The organism is Nitrincola alkalisediminis, assembly GCF_009821115.1.
GTDB classification, from domain to species: Bacteria; Pseudomonadota; Gammaproteobacteria; order Pseudomonadales; family Balneatricaceae; genus Nitrincola; species Nitrincola alkalisediminis.
Genome location: NZ_VYTY01000003.1, coordinates 307,268 through 328,471, shown reverse-complemented (window position 1 = coordinate 328,471; position 21,204 = coordinate 307,268). Strand labels below are relative to the sequence as shown.

At 48.6% G+C, this 21,204-nt stretch carries 22 protein-coding genes; 12 read left to right on the top strand and 10 right to left on the bottom strand.

The window, feature by feature from the left end:
- The first annotated feature begins 18 nt into the window (after positions 1 to 18).
- The 9 genes from ureA to F5971_RS06970 all read left to right on the top strand — a co-directional run bounded on the left by ureA (position 19) and on the right by F5971_RS06970 (position 8,298).
- Positions 19 to 321, top strand: a complete 303-nt coding sequence (ureA, locus tag F5971_RS07010) for an urease subunit gamma (protein WP_036510880.1) — start codon at positions 19 to 21, stop codon at positions 319 to 321.
- Between the two features lie 10 nt (positions 322 to 331).
- Positions 332 to 637, top strand: a complete 306-nt coding sequence (locus F5971_RS07005) for an urease subunit beta (protein WP_193494541.1) — start codon at positions 332 to 334, stop codon at positions 635 to 637.
- Positions 638 to 654: 17 nt separating this feature from the next.
- Positions 655 to 2,358 (top strand): urease subunit alpha, encoded by a 1,704-nt coding sequence (gene ureC / locus F5971_RS07000; RefSeq protein ID WP_193494540.1) that lies wholly within the window; start codon positions 655 to 657, stop codon positions 2,356 to 2,358.
- A 58-nt stretch (positions 2,359 to 2,416) separates the two neighbouring features.
- A complete protein-coding gene (ureE, locus tag F5971_RS06995; RefSeq protein ID WP_036510889.1) occupies positions 2,417 to 2,893 on the top strand; it encodes an urease accessory protein UreE in 477 nt (158 codons plus the stop codon).
- Positions 2,894 to 2,915: 22 nt separating this feature from the next.
- Positions 2,916 to 3,473 (top strand): HupE/UreJ family protein, encoded by a 558-nt coding sequence (locus F5971_RS06990; RefSeq protein ID WP_036510892.1) that lies wholly within the window; start codon positions 2,916 to 2,918, stop codon positions 3,471 to 3,473.
- A 4-nt stretch (positions 3,474 to 3,477) separates the two neighbouring features.
- The gene (locus F5971_RS06985) at positions 3,478 to 4,143 is read left to right on the top strand and encodes an urease accessory protein UreF (protein WP_193494539.1); all 666 of its coding nucleotides are present in this window, start codon (positions 3,478 to 3,480) and stop codon (positions 4,141 to 4,143) included.
- 21 nt (positions 4,144 to 4,164) lie between these two features.
- Positions 4,165 to 4,785, top strand: coding sequence for an urease accessory protein UreG (ureG, locus tag F5971_RS06980; protein WP_193494538.1), 621 nt, complete (start codon positions 4,165 to 4,167; stop codon positions 4,783 to 4,785).
- Between the two features lie 47 nt (positions 4,786 to 4,832).
- Positions 4,833 to 5,693, top strand: a complete 861-nt coding sequence (locus F5971_RS06975) for an urease accessory protein UreD (RefSeq protein ID WP_193494537.1) — start codon at positions 4,833 to 4,835, stop codon at positions 5,691 to 5,693.
- 85 nt (positions 5,694 to 5,778) lie between these two features.
- The gene (locus F5971_RS06970) at positions 5,779 to 8,298 is read left to right on the top strand and encodes an EAL domain-containing protein (protein ID WP_193494536.1); all 2,520 of its coding nucleotides are present in this window, start codon (positions 5,779 to 5,781) and stop codon (positions 8,296 to 8,298) included.
- Between the two features lie 86 nt (positions 8,299 to 8,384).
- Here the strand turns inward: F5971_RS06970 and F5971_RS06965 are convergent, their stop codons facing one another.
- From F5971_RS06965 to F5971_RS06940, 6 genes are all read right to left on the bottom strand, one after another.
- Positions 8,385 to 9,083 carry a GntR family transcriptional regulator gene (locus tag F5971_RS06965; RefSeq protein WP_223116280.1) on the bottom strand — a complete coding sequence of 233 codons (699 nt, stop codon included), beginning with the start codon at positions 9,081 to 9,083 and terminating at the stop codon, positions 8,385 to 8,387.
- 62 nt (positions 9,084 to 9,145) lie between these two features.
- Positions 9,146 to 10,120: an ABC transporter ATP-binding protein gene (locus F5971_RS06960; protein WP_193494535.1), complete on the bottom strand. Its 975-nt coding sequence runs from the start codon at positions 10,118 to 10,120 to the stop codon at positions 9,146 to 9,148.
- The gene (locus F5971_RS06955) at positions 10,104 to 11,132 is read right to left on the bottom strand and encodes an ABC transporter ATP-binding protein (protein ID WP_051514401.1); all 1,029 of its coding nucleotides are present in this window, start codon (positions 11,130 to 11,132) and stop codon (positions 10,104 to 10,106) included. Before F5971_RS06955 ends, F5971_RS06960 begins: the two co-directional genes overlap by 17 nt.
- Positions 11,133 to 11,138: 6 nt before the next feature.
- On the bottom strand, positions 11,139 to 12,044 hold the full coding sequence (locus tag F5971_RS06950; protein WP_193494534.1) for an ABC transporter permease: 906 nt from the start codon (positions 12,042 to 12,044) through the stop codon (positions 11,139 to 11,141).
- A gap of 4 nt (positions 12,045 to 12,048) precedes the next feature.
- Positions 12,049 to 13,002 carry an ABC transporter permease gene (locus F5971_RS06945; protein WP_036510910.1) on the bottom strand — a complete coding sequence of 318 codons (954 nt, stop codon included), beginning with the start codon at positions 13,000 to 13,002 and terminating at the stop codon, positions 12,049 to 12,051.
- 62 nt (positions 13,003 to 13,064) lie between these two features.
- Positions 13,065 to 14,696 carry an ABC transporter substrate-binding protein gene (locus F5971_RS06940; RefSeq protein ID WP_036510914.1) on the bottom strand — a complete coding sequence of 544 codons (1,632 nt, stop codon included), beginning with the start codon at positions 14,694 to 14,696 and terminating at the stop codon, positions 13,065 to 13,067.
- A gap of 340 nt (positions 14,697 to 15,036) precedes the next feature.
- Here F5971_RS06940 and F5971_RS06935 point away from each other — a divergent pair, with 340 nt between their 5' ends.
- Positions 15,037 to 15,774 carry an aspartate/glutamate racemase family protein gene (locus tag F5971_RS06935; protein WP_193494533.1) on the top strand — a complete coding sequence of 246 codons (738 nt, stop codon included), beginning with the start codon at positions 15,037 to 15,039 and terminating at the stop codon, positions 15,772 to 15,774.
- 5 nt (positions 15,775 to 15,779) lie between these two features.
- Here F5971_RS06935 and F5971_RS06930 read toward each other — a convergent pair whose 3' ends face one another.
- From F5971_RS06930 to F5971_RS06915, 4 genes are all read right to left on the bottom strand, one after another.
- Positions 15,780 to 16,391 carry a GNAT family N-acetyltransferase gene (locus F5971_RS06930; RefSeq protein ID WP_193494532.1) on the bottom strand — a complete coding sequence of 204 codons (612 nt, stop codon included), beginning with the start codon at positions 16,389 to 16,391 and terminating at the stop codon, positions 15,780 to 15,782.
- A 141-nt stretch (positions 16,392 to 16,532) separates the two neighbouring features.
- Positions 16,533 to 17,408, bottom strand: a complete 876-nt coding sequence (locus F5971_RS06925) for a DMT family transporter (protein WP_193494531.1) — start codon at positions 17,406 to 17,408, stop codon at positions 16,533 to 16,535.
- Between the two features lie 99 nt (positions 17,409 to 17,507).
- Positions 17,508 to 18,428 (bottom strand): SPFH domain-containing protein, encoded by a 921-nt coding sequence (locus F5971_RS06920; RefSeq protein ID WP_036510922.1) that lies wholly within the window; start codon positions 18,426 to 18,428, stop codon positions 17,508 to 17,510.
- Positions 18,429 to 18,469: 41 nt separating this feature from the next.
- The gene (locus tag F5971_RS06915; RefSeq protein WP_036510925.1) at positions 18,470 to 18,916 is read right to left on the bottom strand and encodes an NfeD family protein; all 447 of its coding nucleotides are present in this window, start codon (positions 18,914 to 18,916) and stop codon (positions 18,470 to 18,472) included.
- A gap of 324 nt (positions 18,917 to 19,240) precedes the next feature.
- Between F5971_RS06915 and F5971_RS06910 the strand changes: the two genes are divergently transcribed.
- Together F5971_RS06910 and F5971_RS06905 are read left to right on the top strand one after the other, a co-directional pair.
- Positions 19,241 to 19,900, top strand: a complete 660-nt coding sequence (locus F5971_RS06910; RefSeq protein WP_051514403.1) for a potassium channel family protein — start codon at positions 19,241 to 19,243, stop codon at positions 19,898 to 19,900.
- Positions 19,879 to 21,204 (top strand): TrkH family potassium uptake protein, encoded by a 1,326-nt coding sequence (locus F5971_RS06905; protein ID WP_193494530.1) that lies wholly within the window; start codon positions 19,879 to 19,881, stop codon positions 21,202 to 21,204. Before F5971_RS06910 ends, F5971_RS06905 begins: the two co-directional genes overlap by 22 nt.

Genomic DNA, 21,204 nt, shown 5'->3' with positions numbered 1-21,204 from the left:
CTCAACCGAGACTAGGTTATGGAATTAACACCCCGCGAGAAAGACAAACTTTTACTTTTCACCGCGGCTTTAGTGGCCGAACGTCGCAAAGCACGCGGAGTAAAACTCAACTATCCTGAGTCTATCGCTTACATCAGTGCCGCAATTATGGAGGGTGCCAGAGACGGACGCACAGTTGCTGAACTGATGGATTACGGCCGTACCCTGCTAACTCGCGAAGATGTAATGGACGGGATCGCCGAGATGATTCCTGAAGTTCAGATTGAAGCGACCTTTCCGGATGGGACCAAGCTCGTCACTATCCATGATCCTATTGTCTGAGGAGTAGCACATGATTCCGGGTGAAATGAAAGTCCTGCCTGGTGACATTGAGTTGAATGTTGGCCGCGAAACCCTGAGCGTAAGCGTTGCAAATACAGGCGATCGTCCCATACAACTGGGGTCTCATTATCATTTTTATGAAGCCAATGATGCCTTGCAATTTGATCGCGAAAAGACACGAGGCTTTCGCTTGAATATCGCCGCTGGCACAGCGGTGCGTTTTGAGCCAGGGCAAAGTCGCACCGTCGAACTGGTTGCCTATGCAGGTGATCGCAAGGTGTATGGATTTCAAGGCAAAATCATGGGCAGTCTATAAGACAACGGGAGGCTTCAATGGCAAGTATTTCACGGCAAGCCTATGCCGAAATGTTTGGTCCCACAACGGGGGACAAGTTACGTCTAGCGGATAGCGAGCTTTGGCTGGAAGTTGAAAAAGACTTCACCATCTATGGTGATGAAGTCAAATTTGGTGGCGGAAAAGTCATTCGCGATGGCATGGGACAAGCACAATCGGTGTCTGAATTTACCGTCGATCTTGTCATTACAAATGCGTTGATTATCGATCATTGGGGCATCGTCAAAGCCGACGTCGGGATCAAGAATGGACGCATTCAAGCCATCGGCAAAGCAGGCAATCCCGATACCCAACCCGGCGTCGATATTGTCGTTGGCCCTGGCACCGAGGTAATCGCAGGAGAAGGCCAAATACTCACCGCTGGCGGCATTGATGCCCATATTCATTTTATCTGCCCACAACAGGTTGACGAAGCCCTTTGCTCAGGCGTCACCACCATGATTGGCGGCGGCACGGGCCCTGCAACGGGAACCAACGCCACCACCTGTACATCAGGGCCTTGGAACATGTATCGCATGCTGGAGGCAGGTGACAGCTTACCCATCAACCTCGGCTTTTTAGGCAAGGGCAATGCGAGCTTACCTGAAGCGCTGCGCGAGCAAATTCAAGCGGGCGCAATGGGATTAAAGCTCCATGAAGACTGGGGCACAACTCCGGCAGCCATCGATTGCTGCTTAAGTGTGGCGGATGAGATGGATATACAAGTGGCCATCCATACCGACACGCTGAATGAGTCTGGCTTTGTTGAATCCACCCTGGCCGCAATTAATGGTCGAGTTATTCACACCTACCACACCGAAGGTGCTGGCGGTGGCCATGCGCCCGATATTATTAAAGCCTGCGGTGAGTCGAATGTTCTGCCCTCTTCGACCAACCCCACGCGTCCCTATACGATTAATACGGTCGATGAGCATTTGGATATGTTGATGGTCTGCCACCATCTTGATCCGGCCATCGCCGAAGATGTTGCCTTCGCCGAGTCACGTATTCGCCGTGAAACCATCGCATCTGAAGACATTCTGCATGATTTGGGTGCTTTTTCGATGATTTCATCCGACTCTCAAGCCATGGGGCGCGTGGGTGAAGTGATTACTCGGACTTGGCAGACTGCACACAAGATGCGTGTGCAACGCGGTCCTCTTCCAGAAGACTCCGAGCAAAACGACAACTTCAGAATCAAACGCTACATCGCCAAATACACCATTAATCCAGCAATTGCCCATGGTATCAGCCATGAGGTGGGCTCGATTGAGGTGGGTAAACTCGCAGATTTGGTGTTGTGGAAGCCTGCTTTTTTTGCCACGAAGCCCAGCCTTATCATCAAAGGTGGATTGATTTCGATGGCGCCGATGGGCGATCCAAATGCTTCGATTCCCACCCCTCAGCCTGTGCATTTCAGGCCGATGTTTGGTGCAATCGGTAAAGCAAGCCAGCAAACCTCAATGCTATTTTTGTCGCAAGCGGCGGTTGCTGAAGGAATTCCTGAAAAGCTTGGCCTGCAAAGCTTGATCGGTGTGGTTAAAAACTGCCGAACGGCAACCAAAGACAAGATGATCCATAACGCTTACCAACCTAAAATTGATGTGGATCCGCAAACCTATGAGGTGCGAGCCGATGGTCAGTTATTGACTTGCGAGCCTGCGACGGAGCTACCAATGGCTCAGCGTTACTACTTGTTTTAAAAGAATTCACAGAAACTTTTCATAGAAAAAGTAAAGTGCATAAAGAGATGGAAACACTATGTTACGTATCACCGAAAAACTGCACGATCAGCCTCAGGCTTCAGCGAGCTTAAGCTTGAGTATCGATCAACGCATTCGTAGTCGTCTTAAGGTGACCTTGGATGATGGGCGAGATGCCGGACTTTTTTTACCTCGTGGATTAATTCTGCGTGGAGGGGATCGCTTACGCACTGAGTGTGGCGAGATCATTGAAGTCAAGGCATCTCCTGAGTGGGTATCAAAGGTAAGCACCGATGACCCCTTGTTACTTGCTCGCGTCAGCTATCATCTAGGCAATCGTCATGTTCCTTTGCAAATCGAATTAGGGTTTGTGTGCTATCAACATGATCACGTCTTAGACGATATGGTGCGGGGACTCGGGGCCGACGTTGTTTGTGAACAACAGCCCTTTGAACCCGAAGCAGGAGCTTATAGCAGTGAAAGCAGTGGACATCACCACGCGCATTCGCATGACGACACGCCACATTCTCATTAATTGCTCAGCAAAGGACTCTCGTATGAAAACGACCTATACTGTCCCCGCTCTCTTAGGACTCATGCTCATGTCACCCTTGGTGCTTGCCCATCCCGGCCATGAGCATGCAAGCCATGCATTCACGTCTGGCTTGTTGCATCCACTCACAGGGCTAGATCACCTCGTCATGTTGCTGGGTATCGGCATGCTCGGCGCTTGGCAATCTCGCAAAGGGCGGACGCAACTATACATTGGCACGCTGGGCATTCTGTTTGCTGGGGCCGTATTAGGCTTAATCACACAGATTAGCGCAGGCATTGAGATGGTTATTCTAGCTTCGATGTTTCTGATCGCAGCCGCGCTTTTTTTCTCTGCGAAAGGCTGGTTACCCATGATCGCCTCATTAGTGCTGGTCATGTTTCATGGCTGGGCGCATGGACTTGAAATGCCCGCAGAAGGCGTATTCAGTTTCATGCCTGGCATGTTAATCATGGCGAGTTTCATCATGGCGACGGGCTTTGCCTTGGGTAAAACCTTTCAGCCTAAGTGGCTCGGTGCGGGCAGTGCGGCTGCCGCAGCTCTGATCGCAGTATTGGGCTAAATCCATGCTGGCCCATCTAAGACTTTATCAGCTCATTAGCCCCTCCTTGCCGATTGGTGCATTCACCTATTCGCAAGGACTGGAGTGGGCGGTGGAAGCCGGTTGGGTCAAGGATCAAGCAAGCCTACAACAATGGCTAGAAGGCGTGCTGCACTTGAGTGTGGCCCGCCTTGAGCTGCCCGTGCTGATTCGCTTACGCCATGCCATGGACAATGAGGATGTGACATCAATCCTCCACTGGTCTCGCTATTTATATGCAAGCCGAGAAACTTCGGAACTCAGAGCCGAAGAGCGCCAACGTGGTAAAGCACTGGGCGTTTTATTGCCCTCACTGGGCATCGAGATTACGCCCGATATCCAACCCGCGATTGATATAACTCAGCTAGCAGGAATGGCCTTGGCATCACACCATTGGCGAATTCCTATCGAGGATTTGTGCACAGGGTATCTTTGGAGCTGGCTAGAAAACTCGGTGATGGCTGGTGTAAAGCTGGTTCCCTTGGGCCAGACCAGCGGGCAACGTGTGCTCCTCGACCTATCCGAGCAGTTACCTGAGCTAGTGGAACTGTCCTTAAGCATTACTGATGAGCATGTTGCGGGCTCGACGCCTGCGCTGGCCATCGCGAGTGCGCGTCATGAAACACAATATACCCGATTATTTCGTTCTTAATTTACCCATCAGGAAAGCATTATGAGTGATTACAAATCGCCTTTACGTATTGGTGTCGGCGGCCCAGTGGGCTCTGGCAAAACAGCCTTATTGGAAGTGCTGTGTAAGGCCATTCGTGATAAATACAGCATCGCCGTGGTCACCAATGATATTTACACCCAAGAAGACGCCAAAATACTCACCCGTGCTGAAGCATTACCCGCTGATCGCATTGTCGGCGTTGAAACGGGTGGCTGTCCGCATACGGCGATTCGTGAAGATGCCTCGATGAACTTAGCCGCTGTAGAGGAGTTGGCAAGACTGCACAAAGATCTGGATGTTGTCTTTGTCGAAAGTGGCGGTGATAACCTGAGTGCCACCTTCAGCCCAGAACTGGCGGATCTTACTATTTATGTGATTGACGTTGCCGAAGGTGAAAAAATCCCACGTAAAGGCGGCCCCGGTATTACGAAGTCTGACTTGTTGGTCATCAATAAAATCGACCTTGCGCCTTATGTAGGTGCCAGCTTAGAAGTAATGGAGGCGGATACCCAACGTATGCGTCCCAACCGTCCTTATGTCTTCACCAACCTCAAAGTCGGTACGGGTTTGGACGTTATAATTGATTTCGTTATTAAACAAGGCATGTTAGACGCGAAATAAAGCGCTCTTTTTACCCAAATGTTGATATCACCGAAAAGGTCCTAAACATGACTGACTTGAGCGTAGTTTCTGCTCCTGAGGCAAGGTTGGAAGTTTCCTCCGGCTGGAAAGCACGGATCGAGCTTACCTATGCCCACCGATATGCGAAAACACGCTTAGTTCGCTGTCAGCGTCAGGGCCCTTTATCCGTTCAACGCGCGTTTTATCCTGAAAATGACGTCTGCCACACCTACCTTCTACATCCGCCAGGAGGAGTGGTTGGCAGCGATCAGTTGGATGTCCACGTACAGGTTGAAGAAAAGGCCCATACCTTAATCACCACCCCAGGGGCGACTAAGTTCTATCGTTCGGGTGGACGCCTAGCGACCTATCGTCAGCATTTGCACCTTGCTGCAGGTGCCTGCTTAGAATGGTTTCCACAGGAAAATATTTTTTTCCCCGACAGTCAGGTCAGGATTAGCACTCAGATAAACCTGCACCCTGATTCGCGATTCATCGGCTGGGAAATTATGTGCCTGGGACGGCCAGTAATTCACGAGCGATTTACTCAGGGTCAATTAATGGCCTCCACCCAACTGTTAGTCGATGGGGCACCCTTACTCATTGAACACCTGTTAAGTGAGGGAGACTCTCAGCAATCCTCACTTGCTGGTATGCACGGCTACCCGATGCAAGCCACGATGCTACTCTATCCTGCGTCTGAGGCTCTTCTCTCAAGTGTTCAAGCACTCATGCAAAACGAAACGCACCTGATCAGCGCTGTGACCTTATTGGACTCGTTATTGGTGGTTCGAGTGTTGGGCCATCAGACAGAAGCGCTTATGGCGCTGCTGACCCGAGTCTGGTCTGAGGTACGACCCGACATCATCGGAAAGCCTGCGTGCATTCCCCGTATTTGGGCCACTTGATCAATCCACAATCACCAGATCATTAGAGGATTTATGATTAAAGACTATACTGAGTGAGAGTGAAACACATGGATCAGGTTGGAAGATGCTTAAATACCTCGCTTATTGTCTAATCCTGTTGGGCGTGACCAACACTTGGGCCTCCACCATCAAACTCGGTGTTTATCATAATCCACCTAAACTGTTTTTATCTGAGCAAGGGGATGTTAAAGGTATTTTTGGTGATCTATTGCTCGAAATCGCTCGCCAAGAACAGTGGACAATTGAGCCCGTTGCCTGCCAGTGGGAAGATTGCTTAGCGCTTCTTCAACAGAATCGAATCAACCTGCTCCCAGACGTCGCACCCAACGCGGAACGACGTGCTCTGTTTGCCTTTCACGAAGAACCCGTTTTACACAGCTGGTCACAGGTGTTTCAGCATCAATCGCAACAGATCGATTCAATTCTCGATCTTAACCAGAAGCAGCTAGCCGTATTAGCAGGCTCTGTGCAACAACGATACCTAGAACAAATGATGAACGAATTTGGTATCGTCATTCACCTGCTAGAAGTGGAAACCCTTGTTGAAGGTTTATATGCAGTAAAAGAGCAACGCGTGGATGGGTTAGTGACCAACCATTTATTTGGCAGTTTGCATGCCGATGCCTATGGTATGACAGAAACCAGCATTATGTTTGGCGCGACAGGCCTGTATTTCGCGGCGAATCCACAATGGCCACAAAATACACAAACACTCTCTCGTATTGATCATTGGTTGCGCGAGTGGAAAGCCGCGCCGCAATCCTTTTATCATCAGGTAATCAGTGGCTGGAAACCCGCCAAAATTCAGCCCTTTATTCCAACGAGTGTATGGGTCACCTTAGCGGTGCTGATTGCAGTCTTAGTCCTGAGCAGTTGGTTAATTAAAAGTCTGCGCAAACAAGCTCGTCACTTCAAATCCGCACTGATGACCACTCATCAACACTTATCAGTGATCCTTGAAAACTTAGACACTTATGTATACATCAAGGATGACGAATTCCGATACACCTATGTTAGCAAATCTGTTTGCCAACGTTTTCAAACCAAGGAATCAGACATTATTGGAAAAACCGCGTGTGATTTTTTTGATGCAGACACCGCCGCCAGCATCCATGACTTCGATCGACGTGTGCTCACGCAGGGAGAGCGAATCATCGAAGAGGAGCGGAATCGTATCCAGAATGAAGACACCCCCGTGACGTTTTTATCAATCAAAACGCCTTTACGAAATGAAAAGGGCGAAATCACTGGCATATGTGGTATTTCAACCGATATCACATTGCAAACTCAGTATCAGGAAGAAGTGCATCAGCTCATTTTCTTTGACTTGCTCACCGGCCTACCCAACCGAAAGTTTATCGTGGAGCATTTGTCAAAGATCCTGAAAACCGAGGATCAACCTTCCATACATGGCTTTATTGTCATGATCGACCTAGACAACTTTAGAGACCTTAATGATAGTTTTGGCCATGATACGGGCGATCAATACCTCAAACATATCGCTAAAAACATCAAAAAACAGCTGCGCGCCAACCAAACCCTAGGCCGCTTTGGCGGAGATGAGTTTGTCATCATCGCCGAGTTAACCGCGTCCCAAGCAATCAATATCTTAGACCATATTCAACGCGCCCTTGTGCGTGTAAAACATGCGTGTTCTGAACCCTTCGTGATTAACTCCAAAGCCTATATATCGAGTATCAGCATGGGCGTTTCGCTCTTTTCAGATGCGAAGAAGGGTGCCGTTGATGGCCTAAAACAAGCAGAGCTGGCAATGTACGATGCCAAAAAAGCTGGACGGAATCAGATTCGATTTTTTGATTTTGAAATGCAAGAGCAAGCGGATAAGCGCACCGAACTTGAGGCGGGTATTCGCAAAGGGCTCGATGCCCAAGAGTTCTGCCTCTACTATCAATCGCAGCATGATGCAGATGGCTCAATCATCGGGTACGAAGCCTTGGTGCGCTGGGTGCGTGAAGGGGTTGTCATCCCACCCTCAGACTTTATTCCGCAAGCGGAGCAATCAGGGCTGATCATTCCTCTAGGTCAATGGATTCTCAAAACCGCCTGTGAACAACTGGCGCAATGGAAAGCGCTCCCCGACAAACAGCATCTCAGTATTGCCGTGAACATCAGCGCCGTCCAATTTCAAGACCCTAAATTCGCTCAACAGGTGATCAGTCTATTGGATCAAACTCAGGCCCCCGCTGATCATCTGGAGCTTGAAATCACCGAGAGTATGTTGATCAGTGATCTTGATAAAATCATCGATATTCTTTTGCTATTAAAAACAAAAGGAATACGTTTTTCACTGGATGACTTTGGTACCGGTTATTCATCGCTGGATCGCCTGACCAACCTCCCCTTAGATCAACTCAAAATTGATCAACGCTTTGTCCGTAATCTAGACAAACACACGCGTGATGCCGCAGTGGCCAAAACCATTATTGACCTAGGGCGCAACCTTGGCTTATCTGTGATTGCTGAAGGCGTCGAGACTGAGTACCAACGTGAACGACTCCTTGAACTCGGGTGCTATCAGTTCCAGGGGTATCTGTTTTCGAAACCCGCTTTACTGTCGGAATAACTCCCTGTTCAGAATCGAGAAGTAACAAGCGGTTCACCGAATAGAGGGGATCTACTGATGGATATCACGTGTTAAACGCTACGGACTCAACCCAACATTTCTTGAAACACCGATTCAATGTCAAAATCCTCTTGATCCTCTTCATCGATTTTCAGTGATTTTTCAACATGATCCAAATGCTCAAGCATCAAGCGCCGTGCAGCATGGGCATCACCTGCAGCGATGGCAGAGACAATCGCACTGTGTTCATCATCCTTGCAAGCAGCTGCATTCGGCGAGTCATAGAGGCTAATGATCAGGCTCGATAGCGCCGTTAAGCGTCGAACGATATCGCAAAACAGACTGTTGCCCGTCAACTCAGCCAAGAGCAAATGAAAATCACCCGTCAACTGAGTTAAACGACCGTGGTCTTTTGCCGCGCGCGCACGGCTTTCATCCTTAAGGTGTTGCTGAAGCCGTGTTATCACACGTTGCTCCGGTGCTTGTGCGAGCACCTCAACCACGGAGACCTCAATCGCACGACGCGCAGCAAACACTTCACTGGCTTCTTTAGCGCTCGGTCGGGCCACATACGCCCCTCGGTTATGCTTAAGCGTGATAATACGATCCTGCGCTAAACGAAAAAAAACCTCCCGCAAGCGCGTTCGACTCACCCCAAATACTCGACATAGGCGCTCTTCCGAGAGCTTAAGACCAGGTGGCAGTTTACGATTGGCAATGGCACTGAACATCAAATCATAAATGCTTTGATTGTCGCTGACCGGAGGCATTTTTACTTTAACCACAATTTTCCCCTAAGACCTTGGCTGGAAGAGCACGCCTTACAAGCCCCCTATTCTACGCAATCCTATGCCTGAGATACATCCGCATGAATACAGCGCGTCCAACGCGGAGTCAGTGTATTGACGCTGGGCAGCGGTGATAAACAACGGGATGAGGCTTGAGCACAACGTGGCGCAAAAGCACATTCGTCGATTCGTCGGATCAATTGCGGAGGCGCGCCCGGTATTGCAGGTAACGCCTGGTTGCGGTCCATGCCCGGATGCACAGTAGCCCCCAATAACCCCTGTGTATAAGGGTGCCATGGTTTTGACAACACCGCTTGCACAGGACCCTGCTCAATAATACGTCCTGCGTACATCACCGCCGTTCGATCCGCCACTTCAATCGCCACACCGACATCATGGGTGACAAAAATCATACTCATGCCCAATTCGCGCTGCAGCTCTTTAAGTAACAACAGCACCTGAATTTGAACCGTCGCGTCTAAGGCCGTCGTCGGTTCATCCGCAAGCAATACACGCGGCTTACACGCGAGGGCTAATGCGATCATCGCCCGTTGGCGCATGCCTCCTGACATTTCATGTGGGTACGCATCTAAGCGCTTCGCGGCAGAAGGAATTCGCACGCGATCCAGCATTTCCAAGGCTCGTTGCCTTGCGTCTTTATAGCTGATGCGTTCATGACGCATCACCGACTCAGCAATCTGATCACCAACGGTAAAGACGGGATCAAACGCCAACATGGGCTCTTGGAAGACCATCGACACCGTTTTGCCGCGCATCTCAGATAAAGCCTTGGACTTCATCTTCAGTACGTCTTGCCCCTCAACCAGCACCTGTCCCTCAATCTGAGTTTTATGCATGGGATGCAGCCGCATGAGTGATTTTAACGTCACACTTTTACCACAACCCGACTCACCGAGTAAGGCCAAGGTTTCACCTGCTGCCAAATCAAAACTGACATCATTAACAGCAAAAATTGACCCTTCTTCTCCCTTAAACGTAACATTCAGATTCTTGACCTCAACAACGGGGTTCATGGCTCACCTCCTGTAAACGGATATAGGTTTGATGGTCGGCACTGCCAGGCAATTTAAAACAGGCGGCTTTATGACTGCCTGAGACCTTCACTGTGTCGGGCTCTTTCTCTGCACAAATAGCTTTTGCGAACTGACAACGTGGGTGGAAACGACACCCCTTAGGTGGAGCGATAGGATTCGGTGGATCGCCCTCTAACACGATATAGTTTTTCGATTGACCGGGTGTTTGCGCGGGTACCGAATTCAACAAAGCGCGTGTGTAAGGGTGGGCTGGATTTTCATAGAGCTGCGCCACCGGGCCAGACTCAACAACCTGCCCAAGATACATCACCATCACGTCGTCGCTGATGTATTGCACCACATTCAAATCATGTGAAATAAACAAATAGGTCAGTTCAAACTCTTTTTTCAAATCCGACAAGAGATTCAAAACCTGCGCTTGCACCGATTTATCCAAGGCCGAAACAGCCTCATCTAAAATCACAATTTCGGGCTTGATCGCCAAGGCTCGAGCAATGTTTACTCGCTGGCGCTGCCCTCCCGAGAGTTCGTGAGGATAACGACGAATAAACACACTGGGGTTTAAGCCAACTCTATCGAGCAAGTCACGCGCTTGCTGTCGCGCCAAGGTTTCACTCACTCCGTGAATTTGTGGACCGAAGGCGATGGAGTCTTCAATCGTTAAGCGCGGATTGAGGGAGGCATAGGAGTCCTGAAACACCATCTGCATTTGGCGGCGCAACTGAGCAACGGGATGGCGCCCTCCAATATTACCAAACTCTTTTCCACGAATACTGATACGCCCTTCATCGGGTTCGATCAAATGCATTAACAGCCGCGCCGTTGTTGATTTTCCACAACCTGACTCACCGACAATGCCGAGGGTACGCCCCTTCTCAACCTCAAAACTCACGCTTTCAACTGCATGCACCACTTGAGTCGGACGTCCAAACAGGTCTTTTCCGATGGGAAAATGCTTTTTTAAATCCTGTACACGTAATAAAGCACTCATGATCGGCTACCTCTTAATATCCATTGCGCCCCGTAATCCATCCGAGAGCAGGTTAAAGCACAGTGATGTGATAAAAATCATCAATCCAGGTAAAACGGAGATCCAAGGCTGCACATAAATCGATTGACGTAAGGTATTCAGCATTAACCCCCATTCGGCGACCGGAGGCTTGACGCCCAATCCTAAAAAGCTCAAACCCGCTGCTAAAATCATGCACACTGACACCAGACTGGTGGCATAAATAAACACAGGCCCCAGCACATTCCCTAGCACGTGTACACGAATAATCGTAAAGGAGTTGGCACCCGAAGCGCGTGCTGCATCAACAAAGTCCAGATTACGAACAGAGGTGGTGACGCTCTCGGCCACTCGCGCAATCGGCGGAATAAACACCAAAGTTAAAGACAAAATCGCATTGACAAAGCCTGCCCCTAAGGCACCCGAGATTGCAATGGCCAACAGCACAGCCGGAAAGGCAAAGAACACATCGGTCGTGCGCATGATCAACGTATTCCACCACCCCCCAAAAAATCCTGCCACCAAACCCAGGCTGGTTCCAATCAAGAAGGCAATAAATACAGGCAAGAGCCCCATCAATAAGCTCATTTGACCGCCATACATTAGGCGAGACAGCATATCGCGGCCTAATTCGTCCGTGCCTAACCAGTGTCCAGTGGTTCCAATCGCCGAGAGTCGTTTTAACATAGTGCCTTGCGCCGGATCATACGGAGCCAGTAAAGGTGCGAAGACGGCCATCAAGACCAAACTTAACAGCACCAAGGCACAGGCAACCGATACTTTATCGCGCTTCAAACGCATCCAAACCGTCGCCCAATAGCCTCTAGAAATGGCCGCCGTTTCAGCCGCGATCGCAAATGCCTGAGCACTTGGATTTTGTGTAGTCGAATTCATGGGCTTAGCCTCGCTTAATACGTGGGTCCATCAGTGTCTGTAAAACATCCACCAATAAATTCAGTGCCACAAAAAACATGGCCAATACCAAAATAATGCCTTGTAACAACGGGATATCCCGCTGAAAAATGGCCGTATTTAATAAATACCCAGTGCCCGGCCAGGAAAAAACGGTCTCGACTAAAATAGAACCGCCTAACAGATAACCGAATTGCAAGCCCATGACGGACAGAACTGTTGGCGCTGCATTTTTAGCCACGTGCAGTGTGATGCGGCTGGCACGTAAACCACGGGCTTGCAATGCTACGACAAACTCCGAGTTCAAAATCTCGGATACAGTGGCTCGCACCGTACGTGTCACAATCCCCATCGGAATAAAACACATGGTGACGGCGGGTAAAACAAGATGTTGCAAATGCGCCCAGTCCCAACGCCAGTTCGAAGAACCACCAGGCCCTGCACCCATTGAGGGCAGCCAATCCAACTGCACCGAAAAAATAATGACGAGCAGTAAACCTAACCAGTAATGAGGGATAGAAACACCGGTAATGGCCACTGCGGTGGCTACTTTATCCACCCAAGTTCCATTGTAAAATGCCGCTAATGCCCCGAGTAAAATGCCACCACTAAAACCGATAAACGCAGAGGCAAAAGCAAGCGTCAGTGTATTGCTCAACGCTAATCCAATATCTCCCATTACAGGACGCCCAGTGGCAACGGATACGCCCAAGTCCCCCTGAACCGCCCGCTGTATCCATGAGCCAAACTGAACAATCAAAGGCCGATCCATGCCATAGGCTTCTTTAATGGCGATCACGACTTCAGCCGGGGCATCAGCCGGAATGACAGCTGTCAGTGGATCACCTGGCGCCAAGTGCACTAATGAAAAGCACACGGCTGCGACCGCCAGTGCTATCGGAATGGCGAACAAAAAACGCCGGATAATAAATGCAAACATACGCTTCTCCTAGGTATCCCTAAGCGCTTGCAGACCAAGCGCCTAGGTGACCGAGACTATAACTAGTCTTTCATGTGTACCGGGGTCAGATCCTGGAACCAACTCTTGGCTTGCACAAACCCGTTGACCTTGTCACTCATAGCTCTTGGACCCGTATCGTGGGCAACAAATAGATAAGGTGAATCCTCAACGATGGTTTCATGCAGTTGGGTATAGACCCGCAGGTTTTCGGCAGGATCAAATGCTGTTTGCAGATCGGCAATCAAACTATCCACCTCAACATTTTTGTAATGCCCCCAGTTCAGGGAAACCGGCGCTACGTTTTTAGAATCCATAAAGCGGATTAATGCCGCAAAAGGATCATGAGTTGCAAAGGTAATGTTGGTGGCATGTGCGCCCAGTGAGGCAGGATCCGCCGCCCCTTGTCGCCAGTTATTAAATAAGGTTTCCCAGACCAAGACTTCAAAGCTAATCTCGATGCCCACCTCTTTCAACTGCTGCTGAATCAACTCATTCATTTGCAAAGGCTGCATTTGCCCAGAACCCGATGCTGATATCAGCACCTTAGCCTGCACCGGATTATTTGGCCCAAAGCCCGCCTCTGCTAATAAAGCTTTTGCCGCTTCAGGGTCGTAAGTGATTTTGAAATCTGGATCACCAAACGCGGGATCATCCGGCAACAGCAGCCCTTGCGCAGGCACCATATAACCGCCGAGTAGCTGCTGTATCGACTCACGATCCACGGCCAAATTAGCCGCCTGTCTCACGCGCTTATCCAACCAAGGAGAGCCGTCCAAGAAGCTAAATTGCCAAGGCCAAATATGGGGATACCCATTGCTGGTGATTTGATAGCCTCGGCTTTGGAGCATGGGCAAGGTGTCGGCAGGAGGGTTCTCGATCCAGTCAACCTGGCGAGACAGCAAGGCATTGGCGCGAGTATTGGCTTCAGGAATTGGTATTAACACGATCCGTTCAGCCTGTGCTTTACGCGCTTCATTCCAATAATCATGGTTCGGAATCAACTCAGCACGTTCACGCGGCACCAATCGATCCAACTTGAAAGGCCCTGTTCCTGAAGGGTTTTGCTCAAAGGCCTTCCAATCACGACCCAGTGCTTCCCAATGCGCAGGACTGGACATAAACATAAAGGGCAGCTGATTGATGAACATGGCATTCGGTGTTTTGGTGGTAATTTCGACGGTGTACTCGTCGATTTTTTGAATGCTCTCAAATGCAGGTAAACGCGCCACCACCTGTGCCGCTTGCTGGGCATCGTACTGGGGAGACTGATCGTTAAAAATCTTATCGAAGTTGAACAAGACCGCATCGGCATTGAACTCAGACCCATCGTGGAACTTTACCCCTTGGCGCAGTGTAAACGTCCATTTGCGTGGATCCGATTCATCAACGGTCCATTCAGTCGCCAACTGAGGTACTAAAGGTGCCACTCTATCCTCAACAGATAAATCCCAGCTCACCAAGGCATCATAAAGCGTCATTCCCGTAAAGCGAACGCCCTCAAAACCTGAGTTAGGTGCACCCGAGGTTAAAGGGATATCTGACGCCGTCATACCGATTCGCACCACACCTTGAGCCTGAGCCGTTAAAGGCAGAAGTGCAACAAGGCTCGCAACCGTTAACGCTTTAAGCGGAAAACGCAAATAAGTCTTTGCAACAGAAGGTACCGATTTCATAGTTAAGCTCCTTTGATAACGTACAGGAGCTTTTTGCACAGGGCGTGCCAGATTATGTATTTATTTTTGTATTTTTAATTGTATTCAATAAAATCAGGACATTGCTCAAACCGAACACCCTATATTCATAAGTGCATTCAACTTATTCACATCTAACTTCACACAAAATCTGCACCAAACCAATACAAAATCTACCAAAATGCACCTTTAGCGTGCGAAAAAGCCCGACAACCCGGTACAAAATGAAAAATCCGGTAGAAAAATTTATACGTGAATATCTAGGAATTTATACAATCTTTGTATATCTTTAAACCAATATTGTATACAGGATTACAAAACCATGCTCATCAACCTTATCAATCCCAATACCTCAGGCTCCATGACGGACTGTATTCACCAAGCAGCAAAATCGACATCAAGCCCAGACACGATGTTTCGTGCGTGCCACCCCAGCGAGGGGGTCGCATCCATTGAAGGCTATTTAGATGAGCTGGTTGCTGCGACGGGCGTTATCGAACAAGTCCTCGAAGGGGAAAAAGCGGGCTGCCAAGCACATATCTTGGCGTGCTTTGGCGACCCCGGTTTAGATGCTGCACGCGAAGTGGCTAACGCACCGGTTATTGGAATCGCGGAAGCGGCTATGCATACCGCGAGCCTGTTAGGTCATAAGTTTAGTATTGTCACCACCCTTGCACGCACTCTACCCATTAGCGAACATCTGGTGCACAAATACGGTATGACGGCTCATTGTGGCGGAATCAGTGCCGTCGACATTGCCGTATTAGAGCTGCACAATCCTGAATCCGATGCCTACCAACGCATATTAACCGCCTGTCAGGCCGCCATGAACAATGAACAAGCGGACGTCATTGTCTTAGGTTGTGCTGGAATGGCGGATTTAACACAACGATTGCAAACAGCTTTAGGCATTCCTGTAATTGATGGTGTCAGCACAGCGGTGGGCATGGCCGAAATGCTGATACGCTGCGGATTAGCGACCGGGAAGCGCCATGCCTACGCCCCTCCCTTACCCAAAACCTATGGTGGCTGGGCAGGCACTTTGCTGAACAAAGCCTGATACGATCAGAGAAGCGTTTTTGACAGACTTTTTCGCATCACATGGACTTTTGTGAAATTAAAAATGGTAGGTAAAAAAGACAAGTCCAAACTTTTAACAACCCTGTAACCGCGTTTTTTATACAACTCCAGTCCAGCGGTGTTCGTGTCAGAGACATCCAATTCTATGTAAGGCAGTGAAGTGGTGTTGGCCAGTGATTCCACATGGTCGAGCATTCGCGAGGCAATTCCCTGCCGCCGCCGATTGGGTTGCACTTTGATGCCATACACATAAAACGCATTTCCGGTGGAAAAATACTCGACCAGATAAAAAATCAAAAAACGGTACCAGCCCGTCCAAACACTAAAGACCTCGTTAAATCGACGAAAACTTGGAGCATAAGGTCCTTTTTTATTGTATTTATACGCAAGAAAACCAACAGGGACTTCATTTTGGGTAGCCACCACGACACGTGTCCAATCAATCGACTGATGAAACAATGCAAAGCGCTGGTCGGCATCGCCTATAATGGCATTCATCGAACCTCTTCCCGTGGCAACAAGCTCTAATACTTTAATATCAATCGATTGCTCAGACGAGAAGGTCACTACATCCACTAATGCTTGTTTTCTTTCCATACTGCCTCATTGGTGGAAAACCTAGCCTTATTAGTCGTCAAGGCTGCGAATATTATGTTTATTTTCGTGAGTCGCGCTAGATCATACTACCAAACAACTATCTACTCTAAGAAAAAAACGTCTATTTAATGTGTCTATTTATTAGGCCAAAATCACACAGAGCGCGCCCATCACAATCAACACCAATCCTATTAAATCACGTCGGCTAAGGGATTCTTTAAACCAGAATGCTGAGATAATCAGCGTAAAAATAATTTCGACCTGTCCAAGCGTTTTAACCATGGCCACTGTCTCTAAACTCATTGCTGTAAACCAGCCCAAAGAACCGAAAAAACTACAGATACTGATGAGCCCAGTGAGCTTTGGACGTTGCCAAAGCGCAACTAGGGTTTCAGGTTCGCGCCATACCACCCACACCAATAGCATCAAGGTTTGTGCCACGATAACACTCAACAAGACCCAAGCCGCACTGTGCAAGAAGGGAAGCCCTAAAAGCAAACTGGCCTCTCGCACCCAGAGCGTCGTCAACGCAAAGCATAAACCACTGCCAAGCCCCGTAATTAAGGTCGATAGGGAAATCGCTTTAAATGACGACGGATTGGCCATTAACCAAATGGCGACACCACCAATCAGCACGCCCAACCAAGCCAAAGGACTCAAGAGAGCACTAAAAAACAGAGCACCCAGCACAGCCGCAATGACGGCTTCACTTTTGGCCAGCCCTACCCCAATTGCATAATTTCGACGTTTAAAGAGCATCACCATGAGCACTGTCGCGGCAATTTGCGCCAACGAAGCCAAGAGTACCAACCCCACATACCCCTTAGAGAAAACAGGCGCATCCGCTTCGCCAAACTGATACAGCAGAATCAGATATAAGGCCGCTAAAGGACTCGCATACAGAAAACGCGCCAAGGTCACACCCGTTGAACTCACCTCTAGGCTTAAACGTTTTTGGAAGGCATTGCGCATGGACTGCATAAATGCAGCAAATATTGTGAAGGGAATCCATAACATAGGTGGGTTTGACTCCTGAACCACTCAGACTCAACTCAAAAGCCCCCAGGGTGAGTGAAACCTCTGGGGGCTGAATGGCAAAACACTAGAGCTAGATTTCTAGCCTTTTGTGCTCTTTAAAATTTCCGTTAAACCAGCAACAGCACCGCCTATATTGGCTAATTCCGCAGGAACAATCATGGTGTTATTGGTTTTCGCAAGATTACCAAACTCTTTTACATACTGCTCAGCGACGCGCAAATTCACCGCATTTTGTCCACCCGGTTGCTGAATCGCATCCGCAATCTCGCGAATGCCCTGTGCAGTCGCCGCTGCAATCAATTCAATTTCACGTGCCCGACCTTCGGCCTCATTAATTTGACGTTGCTTATCCGCTTCCGAAAGGTTGATCACTTCTTGTTTTTGACCTTCTGAAACGTTAATCATCGACTGACGCTCACCCTCAGACTTAGCAATCGCTGCACGACGCTCACGCTCCGCGCGCATTTGCTGCTCAAGCGCATCTTTGATACTGGCGGGCAACTCAATATCTGAAATTTCATAACGAAGCACTTTGACACCCCAAGGATAGGCCGCCTCATCAAGCGCCTTCACCACTTCCTCATTGATTTTTGCCCGCTCTTCAAAGGTTTTATCCAGATCGGTTTGACCGATGACCGAACGCATGGTGGTTTGCGCCAACTGAGAAGCGGCATAGCGATAGTCATTGATACCATAACTTGCCTTATGGGGATCAACGACTTGTATATATAGAATGCCGTCGATACCGACCTGAATGTTGTCTTTTGTGACACAGGTCTGGCGCGTCACATCAATCACTTCTTCTTTTAAGGTATGGATGTACGCGACTTTGTCAATGAAGGGAATCAGAATGTGAAACCCCGAATCCAACGTGCGAGAGTATTTACCCAAACGCTCAATCACGTAATTACTTCGTTGAGGCACAATTCGTGCCGTTTTAAAGATGGTAATCACCACCGCAATTGCGAAACCTATCGCTAAAATATTCATATCTGTCATGGTTACAATTCCTTGTTAAGGTTAGATAGAGTTGATAAAGGTTACTGGGGAGACTGCTTAGTCACATTGAGGTGGATGCCATCGTTCGATAAAACCCAAGCGACATCGCCCGCTTTTAAATCATCTTTAGACAGGGCATCCCACTGCACACCATTTAACATCACGCGTCCGGCTCCTTGGTTAAAGTCCGCAATCACCGTGACTCGATTGCCTATGTCTTGCTTGAGTTGACTCGGCTGCTCAGTGCTATCCGCCGTATAGCCGACAAACCAACGCTTACAACGACCGCGTGCAGCAAACAACAGGATAAGGCTCACTACCCCAAACACCGTGTATTGTGCAGCAGTGGATTCAATCCAGCCCAGTTGCATTGAAACACCGACAAAAATGGCGGCGAGTCCAATAAAGACCGCCAAGATACTGGTGGCCAATAATTCAGTTAAAATCAGCGCCACACCCACGATAATCCAAATAATCGCAACACTCATAGATAACGCTCCTTGTGAAAAGCAAGACCAAACAGTCACTCAATCGGTTTAAACGAATCCGATCTATAGTAACACGTAATATCAACCCACCCACTGCCTAAATACCGCCGTCGCTAAAATGCCCAGACTCATCACCCTTTCATTGTGATGCACCTCCTTATGCCGTATGCAGCTTAGCCCAGAAGATCCAACAACGAGACTCAGACAACGCGCTAAGTGAAAAAATTTTACGCTTTTGTTACGCGAATCGCCTTTTTTAACAACAGAGATGTAACGGGCATTCGGAGTAGAGTTAACTCTCTGATCATTAGGAGTCTGCAAACAATGAAACGCAACCGTATCGCTGTCATAGGCCTAGGCCGATTTGGCCAAGCATTAGCAACTGAAGCTCAGAAAAATAGCATCGAAGTCCTTGCTATCGATCGCAATGAGTCGCTGGTCAATGACATTGCCGACCAAGTCAGTGAAGCGATTATTGCCGACTGCACCAACCCTAAAGCGATTTCAGCCATTGATTGGCAGCAGTTTTCAACCGTGATCGTCGCCATCGGAAGTGATATCAAAAACAGCATGATGGCTGTCATACTTCTGCAAGAGGCGGGTGTGAAAAACCTCTGGTGTAAAGTACAAGATCGTTATCATGCCGCATTGGTATCAAGAATGGGGGTTCAAAAGGTCATTAGCCCTGAAGAGGAAATGGGGCGGAGAGCCGGCAGACATCTTAGACACCCTGACATGCTACAACAGATGCAACTAACTGAAAATCAATACGTTGCCGAAATAAAAATTGTCAATATAGTTGAGCAGCGTTCATTTATGTCCACAATCAAATCACAAGATTTGATTCTTCTTGCGATTAAGCTCAAAAAGCAAACGGAGTTTGAAATGGCTCGCGAGATCCCAAGTCGCTTTTACCCGGGGGATAAAGTTTTAGTTATGAGTAAAACAAGGGAGGGCTTTACATGGCCAACTCTTCTGTCGTAAGCCGCTATGGTTTTTGGGGATCTGCAGGTGGTGCCTTGTTCATTTTTTTTACAGCAGGGTCTCTTCTAGGGGCAGCACTACTGACACTTCCAATTAGTCGAACACAAGATGCTGGTTTTTTAGATCTTTATTTTACGGCGGTATCGGCCATCACCGTAACAGGCCTTGTTACCTTAGATACGGGATCGGATTTTACAGCGTTTGGTCAAATCGTCATTGCCCTACTGATTCAAGCGGGCGGACTTGGATACATGCTCACAGGAACCTTAGTACTATTAGGAAGGCATCGATTTATTTCATTGCGCCAACAGTCGACCCTAGGGGCCTCCAATCAAATTAACGAAAGTATTTCTGTTTTTAGACTGGTGCGCTTTGTTGTTATTTTTAGTCTAATCACCACCCTTATCGTGAGCCTATTGCTTGCTTGTTTTTGGATTCCAGAGTTTGGCTGGCGTCAAGGCATTGGCTGCGCGGCATTTCATGCAGTCTCAGCCTTCAACAATGCAGGCTTCGCGATTTTTTCTGACTCGCTCATAGACGTCAGTGGTGGAAATTGGGTCGTCTGGATTCATGCCCTCGCCTTAATTACTGGCGGTATGGGATTTATTGTCATTTACGAACTCATGACACCTCAAAAGCGCCTCAGTATCCACAGCCGCCTAATGATATACGGTACCCTTTTTCTTCTGATACTGGGGACTCTAGCCTTGCTTTTGTTCGAGCGTAACGCTTCAAGTTTAGGCTCAGGACTTAATCGCATTACCTCAGCCTTTTTTCAAGCAGCGACAACACGAACCGCAGGCTTCAATTCAATCGATTTAAATGAAATGAGCCATGCAAGCCATGTGTTTATGATGATCAATATGGTCATAGGGGCTGGGCCGGGTTCAACTGCAGGTGGGATACGACTCACCACCTTTATTTTACTTTTGACGGGCCTATTCGCGGTACTACAAGGTAGAGACTCTACACGCCTGTTGGGTCGAACCCTCGACGTTGAACATTTATTAAGGGCCTCTGGCATTCTAATTCTGACACTGGCACTCTTAACAGGCATTTGTATTCTATTGCTCGCATTAGAACCCGAGCAGGACCCATTAGTGATCATTTTTGAGGTCGTATCGGCTCTCGGCACAGTGGGTCTTTCACTGGGTCTTACTGGTGATCTACAAATAGCCTCCAAGCTTTTAATCATTTGTGTGATGCTGATTGGAAAGGTTTCACCTGTCTTACTTTTTACAGCACTCGCAAGCCGCCCTGAAAGACCCATTCGTTATGCAGGCGGTCGCATTGCTTTAGGGTAA